This is a genomic window from Streptomyces sp. NPDC079167 (assembly GCF_040686735.1).
Lineage (GTDB): Bacteria > Actinomycetota > Actinomycetes > Streptomycetales > Streptomycetaceae > Streptomyces.
Genome location: NZ_JBFBLO010000004.1, coordinates 136572 through 155161, shown reverse-complemented (window position 1 = coordinate 155161; position 18590 = coordinate 136572). Strand labels below are relative to the sequence as shown.

At 71.3% G+C, this 18590-nt stretch carries 15 protein-coding genes and 1 pseudogene; 9 read left to right on the top strand and 7 right to left on the bottom strand.

The annotated features are described in order from the left end of the window. Positions 1–10: 10 nt before the first annotated feature. Positions 11–946 carry a LysR family transcriptional regulator gene (locus tag AB0P41_RS10620; RefSeq protein WP_356716325.1) on the bottom strand — a complete coding sequence of 312 codons (936 nt, stop codon included), beginning with the start codon at positions 944–946 and terminating at the stop codon, positions 11–13. Positions 947–1016: 70 nt separating this feature from the next. Here AB0P41_RS10620 and AB0P41_RS10615 point away from each other — a divergent pair, with 70 nt between their 5' ends. Then, positions 1017–2162 carry a TDT family transporter gene (locus AB0P41_RS10615; RefSeq protein ID WP_365931323.1) on the top strand — a complete coding sequence of 382 codons (1146 nt, stop codon included), beginning with the start codon at positions 1017–1019 and terminating at the stop codon, positions 2160–2162. 112 nt (positions 2163–2274) lie between these two features. On the opposite strand, the gene AB0P41_RS10610 is transcribed toward AB0P41_RS10615, so the two are convergent. From AB0P41_RS10610 to AB0P41_RS10600, 3 genes are all read right to left on the bottom strand, one after another. Continuing rightward, positions 2275–2820, bottom strand: coding sequence for an XRE family transcriptional regulator (locus tag AB0P41_RS10610; RefSeq protein ID WP_356716321.1), 546 nt, complete (start codon positions 2818–2820; stop codon positions 2275–2277). A 186-nt stretch (positions 2821–3006) separates the two neighbouring features. After that, positions 3007–5631, bottom strand: a complete 2625-nt coding sequence (locus tag AB0P41_RS10605; protein WP_365931321.1) for an ABC transporter permease/substrate binding protein — start codon at positions 5629–5631, stop codon at positions 3007–3009. Further along, positions 5624–6727: a glycine betaine/L-proline ABC transporter ATP-binding protein gene (locus tag AB0P41_RS10600; protein ID WP_356716318.1), complete on the bottom strand. Its 1104-nt coding sequence runs from the start codon at positions 6725–6727 to the stop codon at positions 5624–5626. The genes AB0P41_RS10605 and AB0P41_RS10600 overlap by 8 nt, the downstream gene beginning before the upstream one ends. A 264-nt stretch (positions 6728–6991) precedes the next feature. Here AB0P41_RS10600 and AB0P41_RS10595 point away from each other — a divergent pair, with 264 nt between their 5' ends. Both AB0P41_RS10595 and AB0P41_RS10590 read left to right on the top strand, forming a co-directional pair. After that, positions 6992–7900, top strand: a complete 909-nt coding sequence (locus AB0P41_RS10595; protein ID WP_365931582.1) for a 5'-3' exonuclease — start codon at positions 6992–6994, stop codon at positions 7898–7900. Between the two features lie 65 nt (positions 7901–7965). Continuing rightward, positions 7966–8808 carry a siderophore-interacting protein gene (locus AB0P41_RS10590; RefSeq protein ID WP_365931320.1) on the top strand — a complete coding sequence of 281 codons (843 nt, stop codon included), beginning with the start codon at positions 7966–7968 and terminating at the stop codon, positions 8806–8808. A 62-nt stretch (positions 8809–8870) separates the two neighbouring features. Here the strand turns inward: AB0P41_RS10590 and AB0P41_RS10585 are convergent, their stop codons facing one another. Continuing rightward, complete coding sequence (locus tag AB0P41_RS10585) at positions 8871–9548, bottom strand: MerR family transcriptional regulator (protein WP_356716314.1); 678 nt, start codon at positions 9546–9548, stop codon at positions 8871–8873. 288 nt (positions 9549–9836) lie between these two features. On the opposite strand from AB0P41_RS10585, the gene AB0P41_RS10580 reads away from it, so the two are divergent. Together AB0P41_RS10580 and AB0P41_RS10575 are read left to right on the top strand one after the other, a co-directional pair. Beyond that, positions 9837–10421: a sigma-70 family RNA polymerase sigma factor gene (locus tag AB0P41_RS10580; RefSeq protein WP_365931318.1), complete on the top strand. Its 585-nt coding sequence runs from the start codon at positions 9837–9839 to the stop codon at positions 10419–10421. Next, positions 10418–11173 (top strand): anti-sigma factor, encoded by a 756-nt coding sequence (locus tag AB0P41_RS10575; RefSeq protein WP_365931316.1) that lies wholly within the window; start codon positions 10418–10420, stop codon positions 11171–11173. Before AB0P41_RS10580 ends, AB0P41_RS10575 begins: the two co-directional genes overlap by 4 nt. A gap of 165 nt (positions 11174–11338) precedes the next feature. Here the strand turns inward: AB0P41_RS10575 and AB0P41_RS10570 are convergent. Further along, positions 11339–11575 (bottom strand): annotated as a pseudogene (locus AB0P41_RS10570) (FAD-dependent oxidoreductase); the annotation flags it as partial. 251 nt (positions 11576–11826) lie between these two features. On the opposite strand from AB0P41_RS10570, the gene AB0P41_RS10565 reads away from it, so the two are divergent. The 4 genes from AB0P41_RS10565 to AB0P41_RS10550 all read left to right on the top strand — a co-directional run bounded on the left by AB0P41_RS10565 (position 11827) and on the right by AB0P41_RS10550 (position 15676). Continuing rightward, positions 11827–13365: a molybdopterin-dependent oxidoreductase gene (locus AB0P41_RS10565; RefSeq protein ID WP_365931580.1), complete on the top strand. Its 1539-nt coding sequence runs from the start codon at positions 11827–11829 to the stop codon at positions 13363–13365. Between the two features lie 57 nt (positions 13366–13422). Continuing rightward, a complete protein-coding gene (locus AB0P41_RS10560; RefSeq protein WP_356716309.1) occupies positions 13423–14058 on the top strand; it encodes a fasciclin domain-containing protein in 636 nt (211 codons plus the stop codon). A gap of 28 nt (positions 14059–14086) precedes the next feature. Continuing rightward, positions 14087–15091, top strand: a complete 1005-nt coding sequence (locus tag AB0P41_RS10555) for an ADP-ribosylglycohydrolase family protein (RefSeq protein WP_365931314.1) — start codon at positions 14087–14089, stop codon at positions 15089–15091. 192 nt (positions 15092–15283) lie between these two features. Continuing rightward, entirely contained in the window at positions 15284–15676 is a 393-nt protein-coding gene (locus tag AB0P41_RS10550) for an SPW repeat protein (RefSeq protein WP_356716968.1), read from the top strand. 73 nt (positions 15677–15749) lie between these two features. On the opposite strand, the gene AB0P41_RS10545 is transcribed toward AB0P41_RS10550, so the two are convergent. Continuing rightward, positions 15750–18578 carry a DEAD/DEAH box helicase gene (locus AB0P41_RS10545; RefSeq protein ID WP_356716967.1) on the bottom strand — a complete coding sequence of 943 codons (2829 nt, stop codon included), beginning with the start codon at positions 18576–18578 and terminating at the stop codon, positions 15750–15752. Between the last annotated feature and the right edge of the window lie 12 nt (positions 18579–18590).

The window sequence follows — 18590 nt, the reverse complement described above, 5'->3', positions numbered from 1 at the left end:
CCCGGGGGCGTCAGCGCCCCCGCGCCTCACGGGCGGTCAGGGAGAGCAGATCGCGGGCCGGTCCGGTGGGCCGGTGGCCGGCGGGCCAGACCGCGCGCAGCTGGCGGCGCAGCCGGACGCCCTCGACCGGGACCTTGACCAGGCGCCGTGCCGAGAGCTCCTCGCCCAGGGCCAGCTCGCTCAGCACGCAGGGGCCCGCCCCGCTCTCCGCCGCCCCCTTCACGGCGGTGGTGGAGGAGAGTTCGAGCAGGGGGCGCGCCAGCCCGCCGTGCACGGCGAGGGCGGCGTCCAGGACCTGGCGGGTGCCGGACCCGTGTTCACGCAGGATCAGGGGCGTCGCGGCGAGCTCCCCCGGCGTCAGCCGCTCGCGGCCCGCCCACGGGTGGGAGGGTGCGACCACGACGACGAGCCGGTCGTGCGCGATGACGGTGCCGTCGAGCCCTTCCGGTATCGAGAGCCCCTCGACGAAGCCCAGATCCGCCTCACCGGCCAGCAGCCGCAGGGCGACCGCGGCGGAGTTGCCCGCGAGGAGGGACACCGCGGTGTCCGGCCGTTCGGCCCGCAGCGCGATCAGCCAGCCGGGCAGCAGGTACTCCGCGATGGTCATGCTCGCCGCGACCCGCAGCCGGGAGTCGCGCCGGTCCCGCAGCGCCTGGGCTCCCGCGTCGAACGCCTCGGCCGCCTCGACGACCCTGCGCGCCCAGTCGGTGACGAGGGCGCCCGCGTCGGTCAGCCGGGAGCCGCGCGGCGAGCGGTCCAGGAGCGCGACGCCGAGTTGCCGCTCCATCGACCGGATGCGGCCGGAGGCGGCGGGCTGGCTGATGCCGACGTCCCGTGCCGCCCTGCCCAGGCTCCCGTGCCGGGCGACGGCGAGCAGCAGCACCATGGCTCCCAGGTCGGGGACCCGGTGGGGCAGGGAGGAGGGCGTGGGCGGAGCACTGGACATAAGCCCAGCCTATGACCTCATAGCCCCGGGCTCCCTGGTGGGCCGGGGTCCGCCCGGCGAGAATCGTGGCATGGCCATCTTTCCGCAGACCACGACGGGGACTCCCGTCTCCCGCCCCCTCGCCCCCCGGCTCCCGGCCCTGCGGCACCTCGGCCCCAACTGGTACGCGACGGTGATGGGAACCGCCATCGTCTCGACGGCGGGCGCCTCGCTGCCCGTGGACGTGCCGGGTCTGCGGACCGCCTGCGTCGTGGCGTGGGCCCTGTCCGCCGTGGCGCTGGTCTCCGTGCTGGCCGCCCGTGCCGGGCACTGGATCCTGCACCGGGACCAGGCCCGCGCCCATCTCCTGGATCCCGCCGTCGCCCCGTTCCACGGCTGTATGTCCATGGCGCTGCTCGCCGTCGGCGCGGGCACCCTCGTGGTGGGCCAGGACGTCATCGGGCATCCCGCCGCCCTCGCCGTGGACGTGCTGCTGTTCACGGCGGGCACGGTCGCGGGCCTCGTCGCCGCCGTGGTGATTCCGTACCTCATGGTCGTACGCCACCGTCCCGCTCCGGGCACCGCGTCGCCGGTCTGGCTGCTGCCTCTGGTGGCCCCGATGGTCTCGGCCGCGGTCGGGCCGCTGCTGGTGCCCGAGCTGGCCCCCGGCCAGGCGCGGGAGGCGCTCCTGCTGGCCTGCTACGCGATGTTCGGGCTGTCCCTGCTGGCTACCCTGGTGGTCCTTCCCCTGGTCTTCGCGCGACTGGTCCACCAGGGCCCGCCCGCGCTCGCCCTGACACCGACGCTGTTCCTGGTGCTCGGGCCGCTCGGCCAGTCCACGACCGCCGTCAACCAGCTGGCCGATGTCGCGCCGGGCGCGATCGCCGCGCCGTACGCCTCGGCCTTCGGCGCGTTCGCGGTCCTGTACGGGGTGCCCGTCATGGGGTTCGCCCTGCTGTGGCTGGCCCTGTCCGTCGCGCTGGTGGTGCGCGCGATGCGGCGCGGCATGGGCTTCACGATGACGTGGTGGGGGTTCACCTTCCCGGTCGGCACGTGTGTCACCGGCGCGGCGGGGCTGGCCCGGCACACCGGGCTGGACGCGTTCACCTGGCTCTCCGTGGCGCTCTACGTGCTGCTGGTGACCGCGTGGGCGGTCGCCGGCGCCCGGACGCTGGGCGGGCTGTTCAGCGGAGCGCTGCTCGCAGCGCCCCGGCCGGTGACGGTCCCTGCCACGTGATGTGACGCCCGTCGGGCGTACGACCGGCACCCGAGGTGTGCAGCGACGGCGGTGGCGGCGACGCCCCCGGTGCGTGACGGGACCGGGAACGACGCGCGCCCGTCCCACCCGGTCAGCGGCGCGAGTCGTACGTCGCGTCGATGTGCTCGGCGACCGAGACGACCAGCAGCCGGGTGCCCGGCACGGTCGCCCGCCACCGGTGCCGCACCCCGCCGGAGAGGAAGAGGGTGTCGCCCCGGCCCAGCCGGTGGGCCCGGCCCTCGGCCTCGACGTCGACGGCGCCCTCCACCACGTACATCACCTCGTCGTTACGGTGCTGGAACTCGCGCCCGAGGTCCTGCTCGCCGATGAACTCCAGCGCGCTGAGCTGGTGCCTTCCGCGCACCAGCCTGCGTACGCCGTCCTCGTCGTCCGCCCGTACGACGTCCACGGCGCGTGCCGAGTCCGCCGCGGCCCGCAGCCGCTCGGTCGTGGTCTCCAGCGCCTCCGCCACCCGGTTCAGGGAGCGGGGGCTGGGTCTGGCCCGTTCGTTCTCGATCTGGCTGAGGAACGGTACGGACAGGCCGCTGCGCCCGGCCACCGCGGCCAGGGTGAGTCCGAGGCTCCTGCGGCGTCGGCGGACCGCCGCGCCCACTCGAAGGGCTTCCTTGTCGTCCATGTCCGGCTCCCTCCCCGGATCGCCATCCTCCCGGTTGCCAGCACCCTACGCATGTCGTTTGCGCGACGAAGTGGGGACCGACGGCCAGGGAACCCCGGGAACCCCCTCCGACCAGCCTGAAGGGGACGGCCCCGGTTCGCGACCGGGACCGTCCCCTTCAGGGTGGCGCGTGTGTGTTCCGGCGGATCAGCTACCGACGGGCGCCAGCTTCTCCACGACGTCCGGGTTGGCGTCCATCCAGCGGCGGGCGGACTCCTTCTCCTTGCCGGCGCCGCCCTTCTGGAGCTCCACCTCGAGCGAGGCGAGCTGCGCCTCGCTGAGCTTGAAGTCCTTCAGCCAGCCGGTCAGCTCCGGGAAGTCCTTGGCGAAGTCCTTCTTGGCGACCGTGTGGATCTGCTCGCCCTTGCCCCAGGCACCCTTCGGGTCCTTGAGCTTCTTGAGGTCGTGCTTGCCGTAGGCCCAGTGCGGGGACCACAGGGTCACCACGACCGGCTCCTTCTTCTTGATCGACCGGTTCAGCTCGGCCAGCATCGACGAGGTGCTGGAGGAGACCACCTCGTACTCGCCCTCCAGGCCGTACTCCTTGAGCACCTTCTTGTTCAGCGTGCCCATCATCCCGGCGCTCGACTCGATGCCGATGATCTTGCCGTTGAACTTCTTGCCCTGGCCCTTGAGGTCATCGAGCGAGTCGATGCCCTTGACGTACGACGGAACCGTCAGCTCCAGCGAGGTCGGCCCGTACCAGGAGCCGAGATCGACGAGGTTCTCCTTGTACCGGTCCCAGTAGTCCTTGTGCGTCGTGGGCAGCCAGGAGTCGAACTGGACGTCGAGCTGGCCCTGTGCGAGACCGGTGTAGAGCGGTCCCGGGTCGAGCTGCTTGACCGTGGTCTTGTATCCCCGGTCCTCCAGCATGTTCTGCCAGAGGTAGGTGGAGGCGATGGCCTCGTCCCACGGGAAGTACCCCATGTTGACGGTCTTGCCCGCGTCCTTGCCCTGCTGCGAGCCGCCGCCCGGGACCGGGGCCAGCTCGTCGACCAGGCCGGGGTTCTTCTTCAGCCAGGCGCGGACGCCGTCCTGCTCCTTGCCCTGGCCGGCGGTCTGGATCTCGTTCTCCAGGCTCGTGAGCTGCTTCTCGGTGAGCTTGAAGTCCTTGAGCCACTTGGAGACGGCGGGAGCCTTCTTCGCGAAGCCCTTGTGCGCGACGGTGTGGACCTCTTCGCCCTTGCCCCAGGCACCCTTCGGGTCCTTGAGCTTCTTGAGGTCGTGCTTGCCGTAGGCCCAGTGCGGGGACCACAGGGTCACCACGACCGGCTCCTTCTTCTTGATGGAGGCGTTCAGCTCGGCCAGCATCGAGGAGGTGCTGGAGGAGACCACCTCGTACTCACCCTCCAGGCCGTACTCCTTGAGCACCTTCTTGTTGAGCGTGCCCATCATCCCGGCGCTGGCCTCGATGCCGATGATCTTGCCGTCGAACTTCTTGCCCTGGCCCTTGAGGTCATCGAGCGAGTCGATGCCCTTGACGTACGACGGAACCGTCAGCTCCAGCGAGGTCGGCCCGTACCAGGAGCCCAGGTCGTCCAGCTTGTCGCTGTACTTGTCCCAGTAGTCCTTGTGCGTGGTCGGCAGCCAGGAGTCCGTCTGGAAGTCGATGTCGCCGCGGGCGACGCCGGAGTAGAGCGGGCCGGCGTCGAGCTGGGTGATCCCGGTCTCGTAACCGCGCTGCTCCAGGATCTCCTTCCACAGGAAGGTGGAGGCGATGCCCTCGTCCCAGGGGATGTACCCCATGTTGATCTTCTGGCCCTGGCCGACGTTCCCGCTGCCGGCCTGATCGGCCTTCGAGTCGCTGGAACCGGCGATGTTGAGGCCGCCCGCGACCAGCGCGAGGACGACGACACCGGTCATGGCGACGGCCGTTCCCGGCTTGTAGTGCGTGAACTTGAGCCGCCGCGCACCGGCGGCGACCTTGGCGGCGGCACGGCGGCCGAGCGGGGAGACCCGCTCGTTGAGCGCGCCGGTCATCCGGTCCAGGTACATGGCGAGGATGACGACGGCGATCCCGCTCTCGGCGGCGAGGCCGACCTGGAGCTGGGTGATGGCCGCGTACACCTTCTCGCCGAGGCCGCCCGCGCCTGCCATGCCGCCGATGACGACCATCGACAGGGACAGCATGATGACCTGGTTGATCCCGGCCATGATCGTCGGGAGGGCGAGCGGCAGCTGCACCCGGGTGAGGGTGTGCTTCGGCGTGGTGCCGAAGGCCGCGGCGGCCTCGACCAGCTCGCCGTCGACCTGACGGATGCCGAGCTCGGTCATCCGGACGCCGGGCGGCATCGCGAAGACGATGGTGGCGATCACGCCGGGGGTGACGCCGACGCCGAAGAACATGACGCCGGGGATCAGGTAGACGAAGGCGGGCATCGTCTGCATGACGTCGAGCACCGGCCGCAGCGTCGCGCTGACCCGGTTGTTGCGCGCCGCCCAGATGCCCATGGGCACCGCGATGACGATCGTGATGACCGCTGCCACGACGACCAGCGAGAGGGTGGCCATCGCCTCGTCCCAGAGGGCGAGGGAGTCGATGAGCGCGAAGCCCACGAAGGTGAGCACGGCGGGTACGACCCCGCGCAGCCAGAACGCGAGGACGGCGAAGATCCCGGCCATCAGCAGCGGCTCACCGCCGCTGAGCACGGCGTTGACGCCGTCGTACATCCCGCCGAGGACGGTCTTGATGGCGTCGAAGATCCAGGTGAGGTTCGACTGGAGCCAGTCGACCACGTCCTCGACCCACGCCCCGAAGGTGAACCTAGGCACCGGCGATCACCTTCTTGACCTCCCGCGGGGCCGGAACCTGGCCGTCGGCCCGGTTGTCGACCTGCGGCTCCTCGCCGAGCGCGGCGAGCAGCCTGGCGCGCGGGACCATGCCCACGACCTTGCCGTCCTCACCGGTGACGGCGACGGCCGCCCCACTGGTGGAGCAGGGGGTGAACAGCTCGGCGATGGGCGTCTCCGCGGACACCGTCGCGGGTGCCTCGGCCTTCAGCTCGGCGTCGGAGCGGCCCGCTGCGGGCGCCTCCATGATCGAGCCGGCGGTGAGCACCCGGGAGCGGTCGACGTCCTGGATGAAGGACGCGACGTAGTCGTTGGACGGCCGGACGAGGATGTCCTCGGCGGTGCCCTGCTGGACGATCTCGCCGTCCCGCATCACGGCGATGCGGTCGCCGAGGCGCATGGCCTCGTTGAGGTCGTGGGTGATGAAGACGATGGTCTTCTTCAGACGCTTCTGCAGTTCGAGGAGCTGGTCCTGCATGTCGCGCCGGATCAGCGGGTCGAGCGCGCTGAAGGACTCGTCCATCAGGAGCAGGTCGGCGTCGGTGGCGAGCGCGCGGGCCAGACCCACGCGCTGCTGCATGCCGCCGGACAGCTCGTCGGGCCAGGACTTCTCCCAGCCGGCGAGACCGGTCATCTCCAGCGCCTCGGCGGCGCGCGCCTCGCGCTCGGCACGCGGGACGCCCTGGACCTCCAGGCCGTACGCGGCGTTGTCGAGCACGCTCCTGTGGGGGAAGAGCGCGAAGTGCTGGAAGACCATGCTGATCTTCCGGGAGCGGACGGTGCGCAGGTCACGGGCGCTCAGGGCGGTCAGGTCCTGCCCGTCGAACAGCACACGGCCGGCGGTCGGCTCCAGCAGACCGTTGAGCATCCGCAGCAATGTGGACTTCCCTGAACCGGAGAGTCCCATGACGACGAAGATCTGGCCAGGTTCCACGGTGAACGAGGCGTCGATCACCGCTGCGGTCGTTCCGTCGGCGCGCAGCTCGTCGCGGTGTGTACCGCCCTCGAGCTTCTGCACGGCTTGATCGGGTCGTCTGCCGAACACTTTGTACAAGTGCTCAGCTTGCAGCCTTGACACATACACCTCACGCGTTGAACCGAAAACGGTCTGCCACCCCCTTCGGCAGACCGTGGAGCGGTGCGGATTCGGTCCGCAGAGCACGCGCATTCGTTGAAAAATGGACGTGGTCCGCTCCGATGCCGCGCCTGCCCCCGCTTACGCAACCCAAACACGTGTGTGATTCAGATCACTGACAAGAAATCGCCGTCACGGGAACCGCGCGCCGCACCTGCGACCGCTGTCGGTGGGGTGCGGCATCATCGGGGTGTGACGCGACGCCTGATGCTCCTCGACACCGCCTCCCTCTACTTCCGCGCCTATTTCGGCGTCCCGGACTCGGTGCGCGCACCGGACGGGACCCCGGTCAACGCCGTGCGCGGACTGCTCGACTTCATCGCCAGGCTGGTCCAGGACCACCGGCCGGACGACCTGGTCGCCTGCATGGACGCGGACTGGCGCCCGCAGTGGAGGGTCGACCTGATCCCGACCTACAAGGCGCACCGGGTGGCCGTCGAGACCACCGAGGGCGTCCCCGACGAGGAGGAGGTCCCCGACACCCTCTCCCCGCAGGTCCCGGTGATCGAGGCCGTGCTGGACGCGCTCGGGATCGCCCGGGTGGGTGTCGCGCCGTACGAGGCGGACGACGTGATCGGGACCCTGGCCGGGCGGGCCACCGGCCCCGTGGACATCGTGACCGGGGACCGCGACCTCTATCAGCTGGTCGACGACGCCCGCCGGGTGCGGGTCCTCTACCCGCTGAAGGGCGTGGGGACGCTCCAGGTGACGGACGAGGCCTGGCTGCGCGAAAAGTACGGCGTGGACGGCAGTGGTTACGTCGACCTGGCCCTGCTGCGCGGCGATCCGAGCGACGGGCTGCCCGGGGTCCCCGGTATCGGCGAGAAGACGGCGGCGAAGCTGCTGGACGCCTTCGGCGACCTGGCCGGCATCATGGCCGCGGTGGACGATCCCGCGGCCCGGCTGACCCCGTCGCAGCGCAAGCGGCTCGACGAGGCCCGGGACTACGTGGCGGTCGCCCCGAAGGTCGTCCGCGTCGCCGACGACGTGCCGCTGCCCGCTTTCACCCCCGCGCTCCCCCGCGAACCGCGCGATCCCGCGGCCCTGGAGGCCCTCGCGACCCGGTGGGGCCTGGGGAACGCACTGCAGCGCCTGCTCCTCACACTCCAGGCGTGAAGGTGTTAGCTTAGGTAAGCCTAAGTGAGCAGGGCCCCATGTACGTCCAGAGCAGGGAGAACCTCGTGGCAGAGCGGCCGCAACGCCGGACACCGAAGGCGCAGGGGGCGCAGGTCCTGCGCACCGAGCAGATCACCCCGCACATGGTGCGCGTGATCCTCGGCGGCGACGGCCTGGCCGGCTTCACCCTCGCCGGGTACACCGACCACTACATCAAGCTGTGCTTCGCCCCCGAGGGCGCGGACTACAGCCATCCCTTCGACATGGCCGCCATCCGCGAGGAGTACCCACGCGAGCTGTGGCCCACCACCCGGACGTACACCGTGCGCTCCTGGGACGCCGAAGCCCGTGAGCTCGCCGTCGATTTCGTCGTGCACGGCGACGAGGGCCTGGCGGGCCCCTGGGCGGCACGCGCCCGGCGCGGCGACCAGGTGACGTTCCTGGGCCCCGGCGGCGGTTACGCCCCGGATGCCTCGGCCGACTGGCACCTGCTGGTGGGCGACGAGAGTGCCCTGCCCGCGATCGCCGCGTCCCTGGAACACCTGCCCGAGGGCGCGGTGGCGCACGCCTTCGTGGAGGTGCCCGACGCCTCGGAGGAGCAGAAGCTCGTGGAGCCGGACGGCGTCTCGGTGACCTGGCTGCACCGCGGCGACCGCCCGGTCGGCGAGGCCCTCGTCGCCGCGGTGAGGGAGCTGGCGTTCCCCGAGGGCGAGGTGCAGGCCTTCGTCCACGGCGAGGCGGGCTTCGTGAAGGAGATCCGGCGCCACCTCCGCCTGGAGCGCGGCATCCCGCTCCAGCAGCTGTCGATCTCGGGCTACTGGCGCCTCGGGCAGAACGACGACGCGTGGCGCGAGGTCAAGCGCGAGTGGAACGAGCAGGTGGAGCGCGAGCAGGAGAGCGCCGCGTAATCAGCCCCGCTCCTCCCGGAACCCGGTCGCCGTCCTGGACGGCGACCGGGTTGCGCATGCTCTCATTCCCCGGCCTCCCGCTGCGCTCCGCCCTCGTAGGCCCGGGCTGAGGCGTCCACATGGGCGAGCCGCCTGAGGGCGCCGAACATGGCCTCTCCGAGCACGGTGCCCACCACCACGCTCTCCACCAGGTCCTCGCGCGCCACCCGTCGCCGGACGTAGTCGAGGTCCGCGTGGGCGATGGGCTCGGCCGCGTCCGCGTAGACGTCGAGCAGCTCGACGAATCCGCCGTGTCCCGCCCGGTGCAGAGCCGCCAGCACGCCCGCCAGCGACCGTCCCGCCGGGCTGTCCGCGCGCACGAACCAGCCGCGCCGCGCCAGCAGCGCGGCGACCTCCTGGCGGGCCGCAGCCGACTCGGGCCCTTCCTCCTCGGACTCCTCCGACTCCTCGGGTCCCTCGGAACCCTCGGGTGTGAGGTGCCCGGCCGCCGCGCCGAGGACCTTGTGCACGGGCTGTCCTGGGTCGTCGACGGCCTCCAGGACCTCCGCGATGGCGGAGAGCGACAGCCCTCCGACGTCCAGGAGGGCGCGGATCAGCCGTAGCCTGCGCTCGTGTCCGTCGTCGTAGCGCGCCTGGTTGGGGCTGGTCAGAACGCCGGCGGGCAGCAGCCCTTCACGGACGTAGTACTTGATCGTCGGCACCGGGACCCCGGACCTGCGACTCAGTTCACCGATGCGCACTGCGCGTCCACCCTCCAGGAGGTTGCCGATCCGGCCTCCATCATAGATAGCGCCCCTATCGGATAGCGGCTTGTGCCACTACCGGCGAAATCGTGCCTTCACCGTCCGGGCCGTGGACCTCCTCGTCCTCGCCGTCCGCGCGACGGGGCGGACCCGGCCGCGGGCGACCGGACGTGCGTACGAGAAGGTGGGCGGACCGGCCGATTCCTGAAGCGTCCGACCAATCCTCCGGGCCGCCGGCTCCGAACCACCCAGGAAACCGTTGCGTGCTCCGGGAGGACCGTCCGCGTGAGAGAAGCCGTACACATCAGTGGGGTCCCTTCGTCGGGCCCCGGCCTGCAGGAGCTGCTCGGCCAGGTCGCCCGTGGCGACCAGGCCGCCTTCACCCAGGTGTACGACCAGGTCAGCGGGCCGGTCCTCGGCCTGGTGCGGAGCGTGCTCCGCGACCCGGCCCAGTCGGAGGAGGTGGCCCAGGAGGTCCTGGTCGAGGTGTGGCGCACCGCTCCCCGCTACCAGGCGGCCCGCGGCAGCGCCATGAACTGGGTGCTGACGCTCGCCCACCACCGCGCGGTGGACCGGGTCAGGTCGGCCGAGGCGACCGCCGCACGGGAGCACAAGGCGGCGCTGCTCGACCGCACCCCGGACTTCGACGAGGTGTCCGAGCAGGTCGAGAGCCGGCTGGAGAGGGAGCAGGTCCGGCGCTGCCTGCGGACGCTCTCCGAGCTCCAGCGGGAGTCGGTGACGCTGGCGTACTACCGCGGACTGACCTATCGCGAGGTCGGCGAGCTGCTGTCCGTACCACTGGGAACCATCAAGACACGACTGCGCGACGGGCTCATCCGGCTGCGCGACTGCCTGGGGGTGAACGCATGAGCACGGCCGAGCTGCACACACTGACCGGGGCCTATGCCCTGCACGCACTGCCGGACGAGGAGCGCGTCGCGTTCGAACGGCACCTGGGTGCCTGCGAGGCGTGCGCCCAGGAGGTACGGGAGCTGTCCGCGACGGCCGCCCGGCTGGGGCTCGCGGTGTCCGCCACCCCGCCCCCGGGCCTCCGGGACCGGGTGCTGCGCGACATCACGACCGTACGGCAGGAGCCGCCGCCCCGGGGCCGGAGTGCCGGCTCCGGGGTTTCCGCCGGCCGGGCCCGCCGCTGGTCGACGTACGCGCTCGCCGCCTGCGTCGCCGCCGCTGCCGCCCTCGGCGGGGCCGCGGTGTGGCAGAACCAGCTCGCTCAGGACGCGCGGCGGGAGACCGCCCGGGCCGAACAGCACAACGAGCAGGTGGCACGGGTGCTGACCGCACCGGACGCCACGACCAGCGCCGCCGATCTCGGGAACGGGGCCCGGGGCACGGTGGTGGTCTCGCAGAGCGTGAACCGGGCGGTGTTCCTCGCGTCGGACCTGGCACGCCCACCGGGCGGCAAGGTGTACCAGCTGTGGTTCGACGACGGCGGCACCATGCGTGCGGCCGGTCTGATGAACCCCTCCGCCACGGATGACGCCGTTCTGCTGGACGGTCCGGTGGACCGCGCGTCCGGCATGGGCATCACCGTCGAACCGGCGGGCGGATCCGAACAGCCGACCTCCGACCCGGTGGCCCTGATGGAGTTCCGGGACGCGTGAGCCCCTGTGGGCGCGCCCCCTTCGCGACGAGGGGCGCGCCCGGTTCCCGTGTCAGGGCCGGCGGGGCGGGCGCGGGAAGAAGCCGCTGGTGCGGGCCCGGTACTCCGCGTACCCCGGGCGTCCGGCCATGTGCCGCTCCAGCAGGGCCTTTCCGCTGCCTCTGGGTTCGTCGAAGAGCCGTAGGAGATGCGGGTAGGTCCGCCGGTTGTGCACGATGAACCCCGAGTCGACGCGGTGTGTACGGCCGTCCGACGAGCTCAGCTCATGGGTGTGGGCGTGCCCGCCGACGCGCTCGTCCGCCTCCAGGAGCGTCACGTCGTGCGCCCTCCCCAGGACGTGCGCGGCGGTCAGCCCCGCCACCCCGCTGCCCACTACGGCTGTGCGCCGCCGCTCCCCTGCCATTCGGGTTCCCTCCGGTGTCTCATGTCTGGCCGGAGTGCTGTCCCAGCGCCCCTCAGAGGTCATTCGGGGCAGCGGGCACCACGGATTGGCCGATGATCGGAATTACTTCGATCGGGTGAACGACCAATCCGCCGGGCGGTCCGCACCGAACCCCTGGTGTGAGAACAGACCGAGATGATTCGCAGAAGCAGGGGGCCTCAGGGTCCCGGCGGTCCCGCTGGGCGCGCGCCGCGTTCGCCGCGCTCAGCGGTCTGATCGCCGGGTTCACCGCCCTGTGCGTCGCCGAACTCGTCGCCGCTGCCGTGCGTCCTGAGGCGGGTCCGGTCACGGCCGTGGGCGGGGCGGTCATCGATCGCACTCCCCCGGCCGTCAAGGACTTCGCCGTACGGAACTTCGGCACCGACGACAAGCTGGTGCTGCAGCTCGGGATCCTCGTCCTCCTGGCGGTCTTCGCCATGGCGGTGGGGGTCCTCGCGCTGCGGCACCGGTGGACCGGCGCTGCGGCCGTCCTGGTCTTCGGCGTGGTCGGGGCGGTGTCCGCGGCCGGCCGGCCGGAGGGCCGGCCGTCCGACGCACTGCCCTCGGTCGTGGGCGCGCTGGTGGCCGCAGGAGTGCTGTATCTCCTGGCCGGACGGCTGCGCGTCCCGGAAGCCGTGCCGTCTCCCGCGGCTGGGGAGACGGACGGCGGGACGCACGGCGCCTTCGACCGCCGCGGATTCGTGATCGCGGCGACCGCCGCCGCGGCGGCCTCGGCCGGTGCGGGGCTCCTGGGCCGACAGCTCCAGGCGTCCCAGCTGGCCGGGGTCTCCGCCTCACGCGGCGACATCGCCCTCCCGGCACCTGCCTCGGCGGCGCCCCCGATACCCGAGGGAGCCGATCTCGGCATCCGGGGCCTGAGCTCCTTCACCACCCCGAACAAGGACTTCTACCGGGTGGACACCGCTCTGGTGGTTCCGCGCGTCGACGCCGGCGCGTGGCGGCTGCGGATCCACGGCAAGGGGGTGGCGCGACCCGTCACCCTGAGCTTCCAGGACCTTCTGGGCCGCGAGCTCGTGGAACGGGACATCACGCTGACCTGCGTCTCCAACCAGGTGGGCGGTCCCTATGTGGGCACGGCCCGGTGGATCGGCGTGCGCCTGGCCGACCTGCTGCGCGAGGCCGGGGTGAAGCCCCCGTCGAAGGGCGGGCCCGCGGACCAGATCGTGGCCCGCTCCGTGGACGGGATGACGATCGGGACTCCGGTCGAGGAGGTCATGGACGGCCGCGACGCACTGCTCGCGGTCGGCATGAACGGCGAACCGCTGCCGTTCGACCACGGCTTCCCCGTCCGGATGGTCGTCCCCGGCCTCTACGGCTACGTCTCGGCGTGCAAGTGGATCCAGGACATCGAGCTCACGACGTTCGACGCGTACGACGCCTACTGGGTCAAGCGCGAATGGTCCCGCGAGGCTCCCGTCAAGACCCAGTCCCGCATCGACACTCCGCGCCCCTTCGCCGCACCCAAGGCGGGGGCCGTGCCGGTCGCCGGTGTCGCCTGGGCCCAGCACCGGGGCATCGCCCGGGTCGAGGTCCGGGTCGACGGCGGGGAGTGGCACACCGCGCGGCTGGCGGCGGAGGCCGGCCGTGACACCTGGCGCCAGTGGGTGTGGGAGTGGCCCGCCACGACCGGCCACCACACCCTCGAGGTCCGCGCGACGGACCGCACCGGCGCCACTCAGACCGACAAGCGGGTCGGCACCGTGCCCGACGGTGCGACCGGGTGGCACTCGGTGGTGGTCGATGTGACCTGACGACCGAACACGTCCCCTCTTTCCCCCTTTGATCAACGATTCACCAAGGAGAGCACCATGAACAACCGTCACCTTCGCCGCATCGCCGTCACCGTCTCCGCCGCTGCCATGCTGCCGCTCGCGCTGACCGCCTGCTCCGGCGACGACTCCTCCTCGTCCGACTCCGCTGCGGACAAGGCCGCGTCGAGCGCGCCGGCCAAGGAGACCAAGCCCCTGGACGAGCCGTTCGGTCCGGGCTGTGCGACGGTCCCGAAGGAGGGCGCGGGCTCGTTCGACGGCATGGCGCAGGACCCGGTCGCCACGGCCGCGTCGAACAACCCGGCGCTGTCCACCCTGGTGACGGCGGTCAAGCAGGCCGGTCTCGTCGACACCCTGAACAGCGCCGAGAACATCACGGTGTTCGCCCCGACCAACGACGCCTTCGCCAAGATCCCGAAGGCGGACCTGGACAAGCTGCTCGCGGACAAGGCCGGGCTGACCAAGGTGCTCACCTCGCACGTGGTCGGCGAGAAGCTGACGCCGAAGCAGCTGGAGAAGGGCTCCTTCGACACCCTGGCGAAGACGAAGCTCACCACGTCGGGCTCGGAGATGTCCTACACGGTGAACGACTCCTCGAAGGTCGTCTGCGGCAACGTCCCGACCGCCAACGCGACGGTCTACATCGTGGACACCGTCCTGATGCCGGCCAGCTGACCCGACGGACCGTCAGTACGCTGACGGCATGACACAGAGCCCCGAGGCCCGCGCCGTCCGCCCCGACCGGAGCGGCGCGGGCCGCGGGGCTCGCGCCGTCGGGGCCGTGGTGGGCTCGGCGGTGGGTGACGCCCTGGGAGCCCCCTTCGAGTTCGGCCTCCCAGGTGTGTACTCCGCCCGGTTTCCGGACGGGGTCGGTGTGATGTGCGGGGGCGGCGGCTGGGACCCGGGGGAGGCTACGGACGATACGCAGATGGCCGTGCTCGTCGGTGAATCACTGCTGGAGAACGGGGGCCTGGACCTCCCCGACATCTTCGGCCGGTTCCGTCGGTGGGCGGCCGGTGAGCCGAAGGACATCGGCCTGCAGACGGAGGACGTCCTCACGAGCGGTGATCCGTGGGACCTGGCCGCCGCGCTCCATTTCCAGGTCAACGCGCGTGCTGCGGGCAACGGTTCACTGATGCGCGCCACCACCTCGGCTGTGCGCTTCGCCCGGGCGGGGCGGACCGCCACCATGGACGCCGCCCGGCGGATCGCCGCCCTGACCCACGGCGACAGGGCGGCGTGGGAAGGCACCGCGGTCTTCCATGAACTCGTACGGGTGGCGTTGGAGGGCGGCGACCCGCTCGCGGCTGTGGAGGACACGCTTGCCCTGGTCCACGCCGGTCACCGGGCCCGCTGGGCGACCGTTCTGGCCCCGGACTGGCATCCGGACGACGCCACCGAATTCAACGGCGCGGTCTGGCCCTGCCTCGGGACGGCGCTCTGGGCCCTGCGCACCACCGACGACTTCGAGCGCGCCCTGGGAGCGGCCGTCGACGTGGGCGGGGACACCGACACGGTGGCCGCGGTCACGGGCGGCCTGGCCGGCGCGATGTACGGGATCGACGCCGTCCCGGAACGCTGGACCCGCCCCCTGCACGTACCGCTGCCGGGATACGGGGCCCGTGTGCTGCGGACGGCGGACCTGGTGTCACTGGCACTCGGCCTCGACGGAACCGCAGAATTCGACCGCCAGGAAAACTACACATAAGGGGCATATAAGAGCACACTGGGTCTGGAAGGCTGATGACCGCACCCTCGGACCGCGGTCGCTCCAGCAAGTGCGAAGGAGACCATCCTCATGAGTAACATCTCGCACACCGGAAGGGATGTTTCCGGGCAGACCCGAGACACTTCCGGACACACCGGAAGGGATATCTCCGGGCACCCCGACGCCGAAGAAATGCGGGCGCGCCACGACCGGGTGATGGGCGGCGGCGCCCGTCGGACCACGGCCGGTGCGGACGCACCGGTGTTCCTGCTCGGTCTGTACTGCGCCGTCTCGCCGTGGGTGCTTCACTTCACCGCGAACCAGCCCTCCCTGGTGACGCACAACCTCGTCATCGGTATCGCGATAGCCGTGCTGGCACTCTGCTTCACCGCCATGCCGGAGCGGATGACAGGGATGAGCATCGCCATCGTCGCGCTGGGCGCCTGGCTCATCGTGTCGACCTGGGTCGTGGGCCAGAGCCCTGACATGGGGGTCGTCCTCAACAACGTGATCGTCGGTGGTCTGGCGATTGTGCTGGGGGCAGCCTGCGCGGGACTCTCGATGAAGAACAGGAAGAAGACCTGACGGGAGAACGCACAGGAGTGGCCACAGGCGTGCACAACCGCCTGTGGCCACTCGTCCGCCCGCGGGGTTCCGCTCACCCCACCGAGCTGTACGCCACCACACCCCGCAGCACCGCGTCGACGGCCTTGTGGGCGTTCTTCGCGACCGAACTGCCGTCCCGGGGTGCGGCGGCCGCGATCTGGCCGAGCACGTCGATGACCTGCTTGCACCACCGTACGAAGTCACCGGCAGGCATCTCCGCCTCGCGGAGGACCTCGTCCAGCGTCCGCCCGGAGGCCCACATGTAGACCGACCAGGCGAAGCCGAGATCGGGTTCGCGCTGGCCGACCCCTTCCGTCTGGCTGATCCTGAAGTCCTCCTCCAGGGCGTCGAGCCGGCCCCAGATACGGATCATCTCGCCCATCGCGGCCTTCGCGGGTCCCGAGGGCAGCTTGGGTGCGACAGCGTCGTCCGCCTGGCGTGCCTCGTAGACGAGCGCCGAGACGCAGGCGGCGAGCTCGGCGGGGTTGAGCCCCTCCCAGACACCGTCCCGCAGGCATTCGCTGGCCAGCAGGTCGAGCTCTCCGTACAGCCGGGCCAGCCGTCGGCCGTTGTCGGTGACCTCGTTGCCCCGCAGATAGTCCAGCTCGGTCAGGAGCGCCACGATGCGGTCGAAGGTCCGGGCGATGGTGTTCGTCCGGCCCTCGATGCGGTGTTCCAGCTGGCGGGTGTCCCGCTGCAGCCGGTGGTACCGCTCGGCCCAGCGCGCGTGGTCCTCACGCTCGTCGCACCCGTGGCAGGGGTGCGCACGCAGTTCCGTGCGCAGCCGGGCGATCTCGTGGTCGTCGGCCGCGGCGGCCCGCTGCTTGCGGTGCCGGCCCGGGTCGATGTGGCCCGCCTTGCTCCTCAGCGCGGACGCCAGGTCGCGGCGGGACTGCGGTGAGCGCGGGTTGAACGACTTGGGCACCCGCATCCGCTCCAGCGCCTCGACCGGCACCGGGAAGTCGATGTGGGCCAGCCGCTTGACCTGCCGCTCGGCGGTCAGCACCAGGGGACGCGGCCCGTCGTGGTACTCGAGCCCGCGATGGCCGTTGGTCCGCCCGGCGGGCAGGCCCGGGTCGAGGACCAGGGCGAGTCCGGCGAACTTGCCGGTGGGGACGTGGATGACGTCGCCGGGCTTCAGCTTCTCCAGGGACGACGCGGCCGCCGCCCGCCGCTGGACCGCGCCCTGTCTGGCGAGCTCCGTCTCGCGGTCCTTGAGGTCGCGGCGCAGCCGCGCGTACTCCTCGAAGTCCCCGAGGTGGCAGGTCATGCCCTCCTTGTAGCCCGCGAGTCCCTCCTCGTTGCGCTGGACCTGCCGGGAGATCCCCACGACGGACCGGTCGGCCTGGAACTGCGCGAAGGAGGTCTCGAGCAGCTCACGCGAGCGGTGCCGCCCGAACTGCTGCACGAGGTTGACGGCCATGTTGTACGAGGGCCGGAAGCTGGAGCGCAGCGGATACGTACGCGTCCCCGCCAGTCCGGCGAGCGCCCCCGGGTCCATCCCCCGCTGCCAGAGGACGACCGCGTGGCCCTCGACGTCGATGCCACGGCGCCCGGCCCGCCCGGTCAGCTGGGTGTACTCGCCGGGCGTGATGTCGGCGTGCTGCTCGCCGTTCCACTTGACGAGCTTCTCCAGCACCACGGAACGCGCGGGCATGTTGATGCCGAGCGCGAGCGTCTCGGTGGCGAAGACCGCCTTGACCAGGCCACGGACGAACAGCTCCTCCACGACCTCCTTGAAGGTCGGCAGCATCCCGGCGTGGTGCGCCGCGATGCCGCGCTCCAGGCCTTCGAGGAACTCGTAGTACCCGAGGACATGGAGGTCCTCGGGGGGGATGGAGGCCGTCCGCTCCTCCACGATCTCCCGCACCAGCCCGCGCTTGCTCTCGTCGTTCAGCCGGAGACCGGCTTGCAGGCACTGCTGGACGGCCGCCTGGCAGCCGGCCCGGCTGAAGATGAAGGTGATGGCGGGCAGCAGACCCTCGGCGTCGAGCCGGTCGATGACCTCGGGCCTGGACGGGGTCCAGATCCGGCTGCGCTGACGCCGCTCACGCTCGCGGTCCGCCTCGCGCACCATCTTCCCGCGCCTGCGGTCGCGCGGGTTGTACCCGCGCTGGTTCTCCATGCGGGCGAGCCGGACGAGGTCGGGACTGACCTCGCGGCGGCCGGTGCCCCGGCCGCCGTGGTCGGTCTCCTCCTCGAAGAGGTCGTACATCCGGCGCCCGGCCATGACGTGCTGCCACAGCGGCACGGGCCGGTGCTCGGAGACGATGACCTGGGTGTCTCCGCGGACGGTGTCCAGCCAGTCGCCGAACTCCTCGGCGTTGGAGACGGTCGCCGACAGCGACACCAGGGTCACGGACTCCGGGAGGTGGATGATCACTTCCTCCCACACCGCGCCGCGGAAACGGTCGGAGAGGTAGTGGACCTCGTCCATGACCACGTAACCGAGGCCGGTGAGGGCCTGGGAGCCCGCGTACAGCATGTTGCGCAGGACCTCGGTCGTCATGACGACCACGGGTGCGTCCGCGTTGACGCTGTTGTCACCGGTCAGCAGACCGACCTTGTCCGCGCCGTAGCGCCGGACGAGATCGGAGAACTTCTGGTTGGACAGCGCCTTGATGGGCGTGGTGTAGAAGCACTTGCGGCCCTGCTGCAGGGCCAGGTGCACGGCGAATTCACCGACGATCGTCTTGCCCGACCCGGTCGGGGCCGCGACCAGTACCCCCTTGCCGGCCTCAAGGGCCTGGCAGGCCTCGATCTGGAACGGGTCCAGTCCGAATTCGTACATCTCGCGGAAGGGCCCGAGGGCGGTGGCCTGCTCGGCCGCACGGACCCGGGACGCCTGGTATCGCTCAGCTGGTGAGAGGTCCTCTGTCATCTTGATACGAGC

Coding starts and splice junctions, on each gene's coding strand:
- AB0P41_RS10550 (WP_356716968.1), top strand. CDS start 15,284: ATGCGGGCGCGCCACGACCGGGTGATGGGCGGCGGCGCCCGTCGGACC.
- AB0P41_RS10575 (WP_365931316.1), top strand. CDS start 10,418: ATGAGCACGGCCGAGCTGCACACACTGACCGGGGCCTATGCCCTGCAC.
- AB0P41_RS10595 (WP_365931582.1), top strand. CDS start 6,992: ATGCTCCTCGACACCGCCTCCCTCTACTTCCGCGCCTATTTCGGCGTC.
- AB0P41_RS10545 (WP_356716967.1), bottom strand. CDS start 18,578: ATGACAGAGGACCTCTCACCAGCTGAGCGATACCAGGCGTCCCGGGTC.
- AB0P41_RS10610 (WP_356716321.1), bottom strand. CDS start 2,820: ATGGACGACAAGGAAGCCCTTCGAGTGGGCGCGGCGGTCCGCCGACGC.
- AB0P41_RS10560 (WP_356716309.1), top strand. CDS start 13,423: ATGAACAACCGTCACCTTCGCCGCATCGCCGTCACCGTCTCCGCCGCT.
- AB0P41_RS10620 (WP_356716325.1), bottom strand. CDS start 946: ATGTCCAGTGCTCCGCCCACGCCCTCCTCCCTGCCCCACCGGGTCCCC.
- AB0P41_RS10615 (WP_365931323.1), top strand. CDS start 1,017: ATGGCCATCTTTCCGCAGACCACGACGGGGACTCCCGTCTCCCGCCCC.
- AB0P41_RS10555 (WP_365931314.1), top strand. CDS start 14,087: ATGACACAGAGCCCCGAGGCCCGCGCCGTCCGCCCCGACCGGAGCGGC.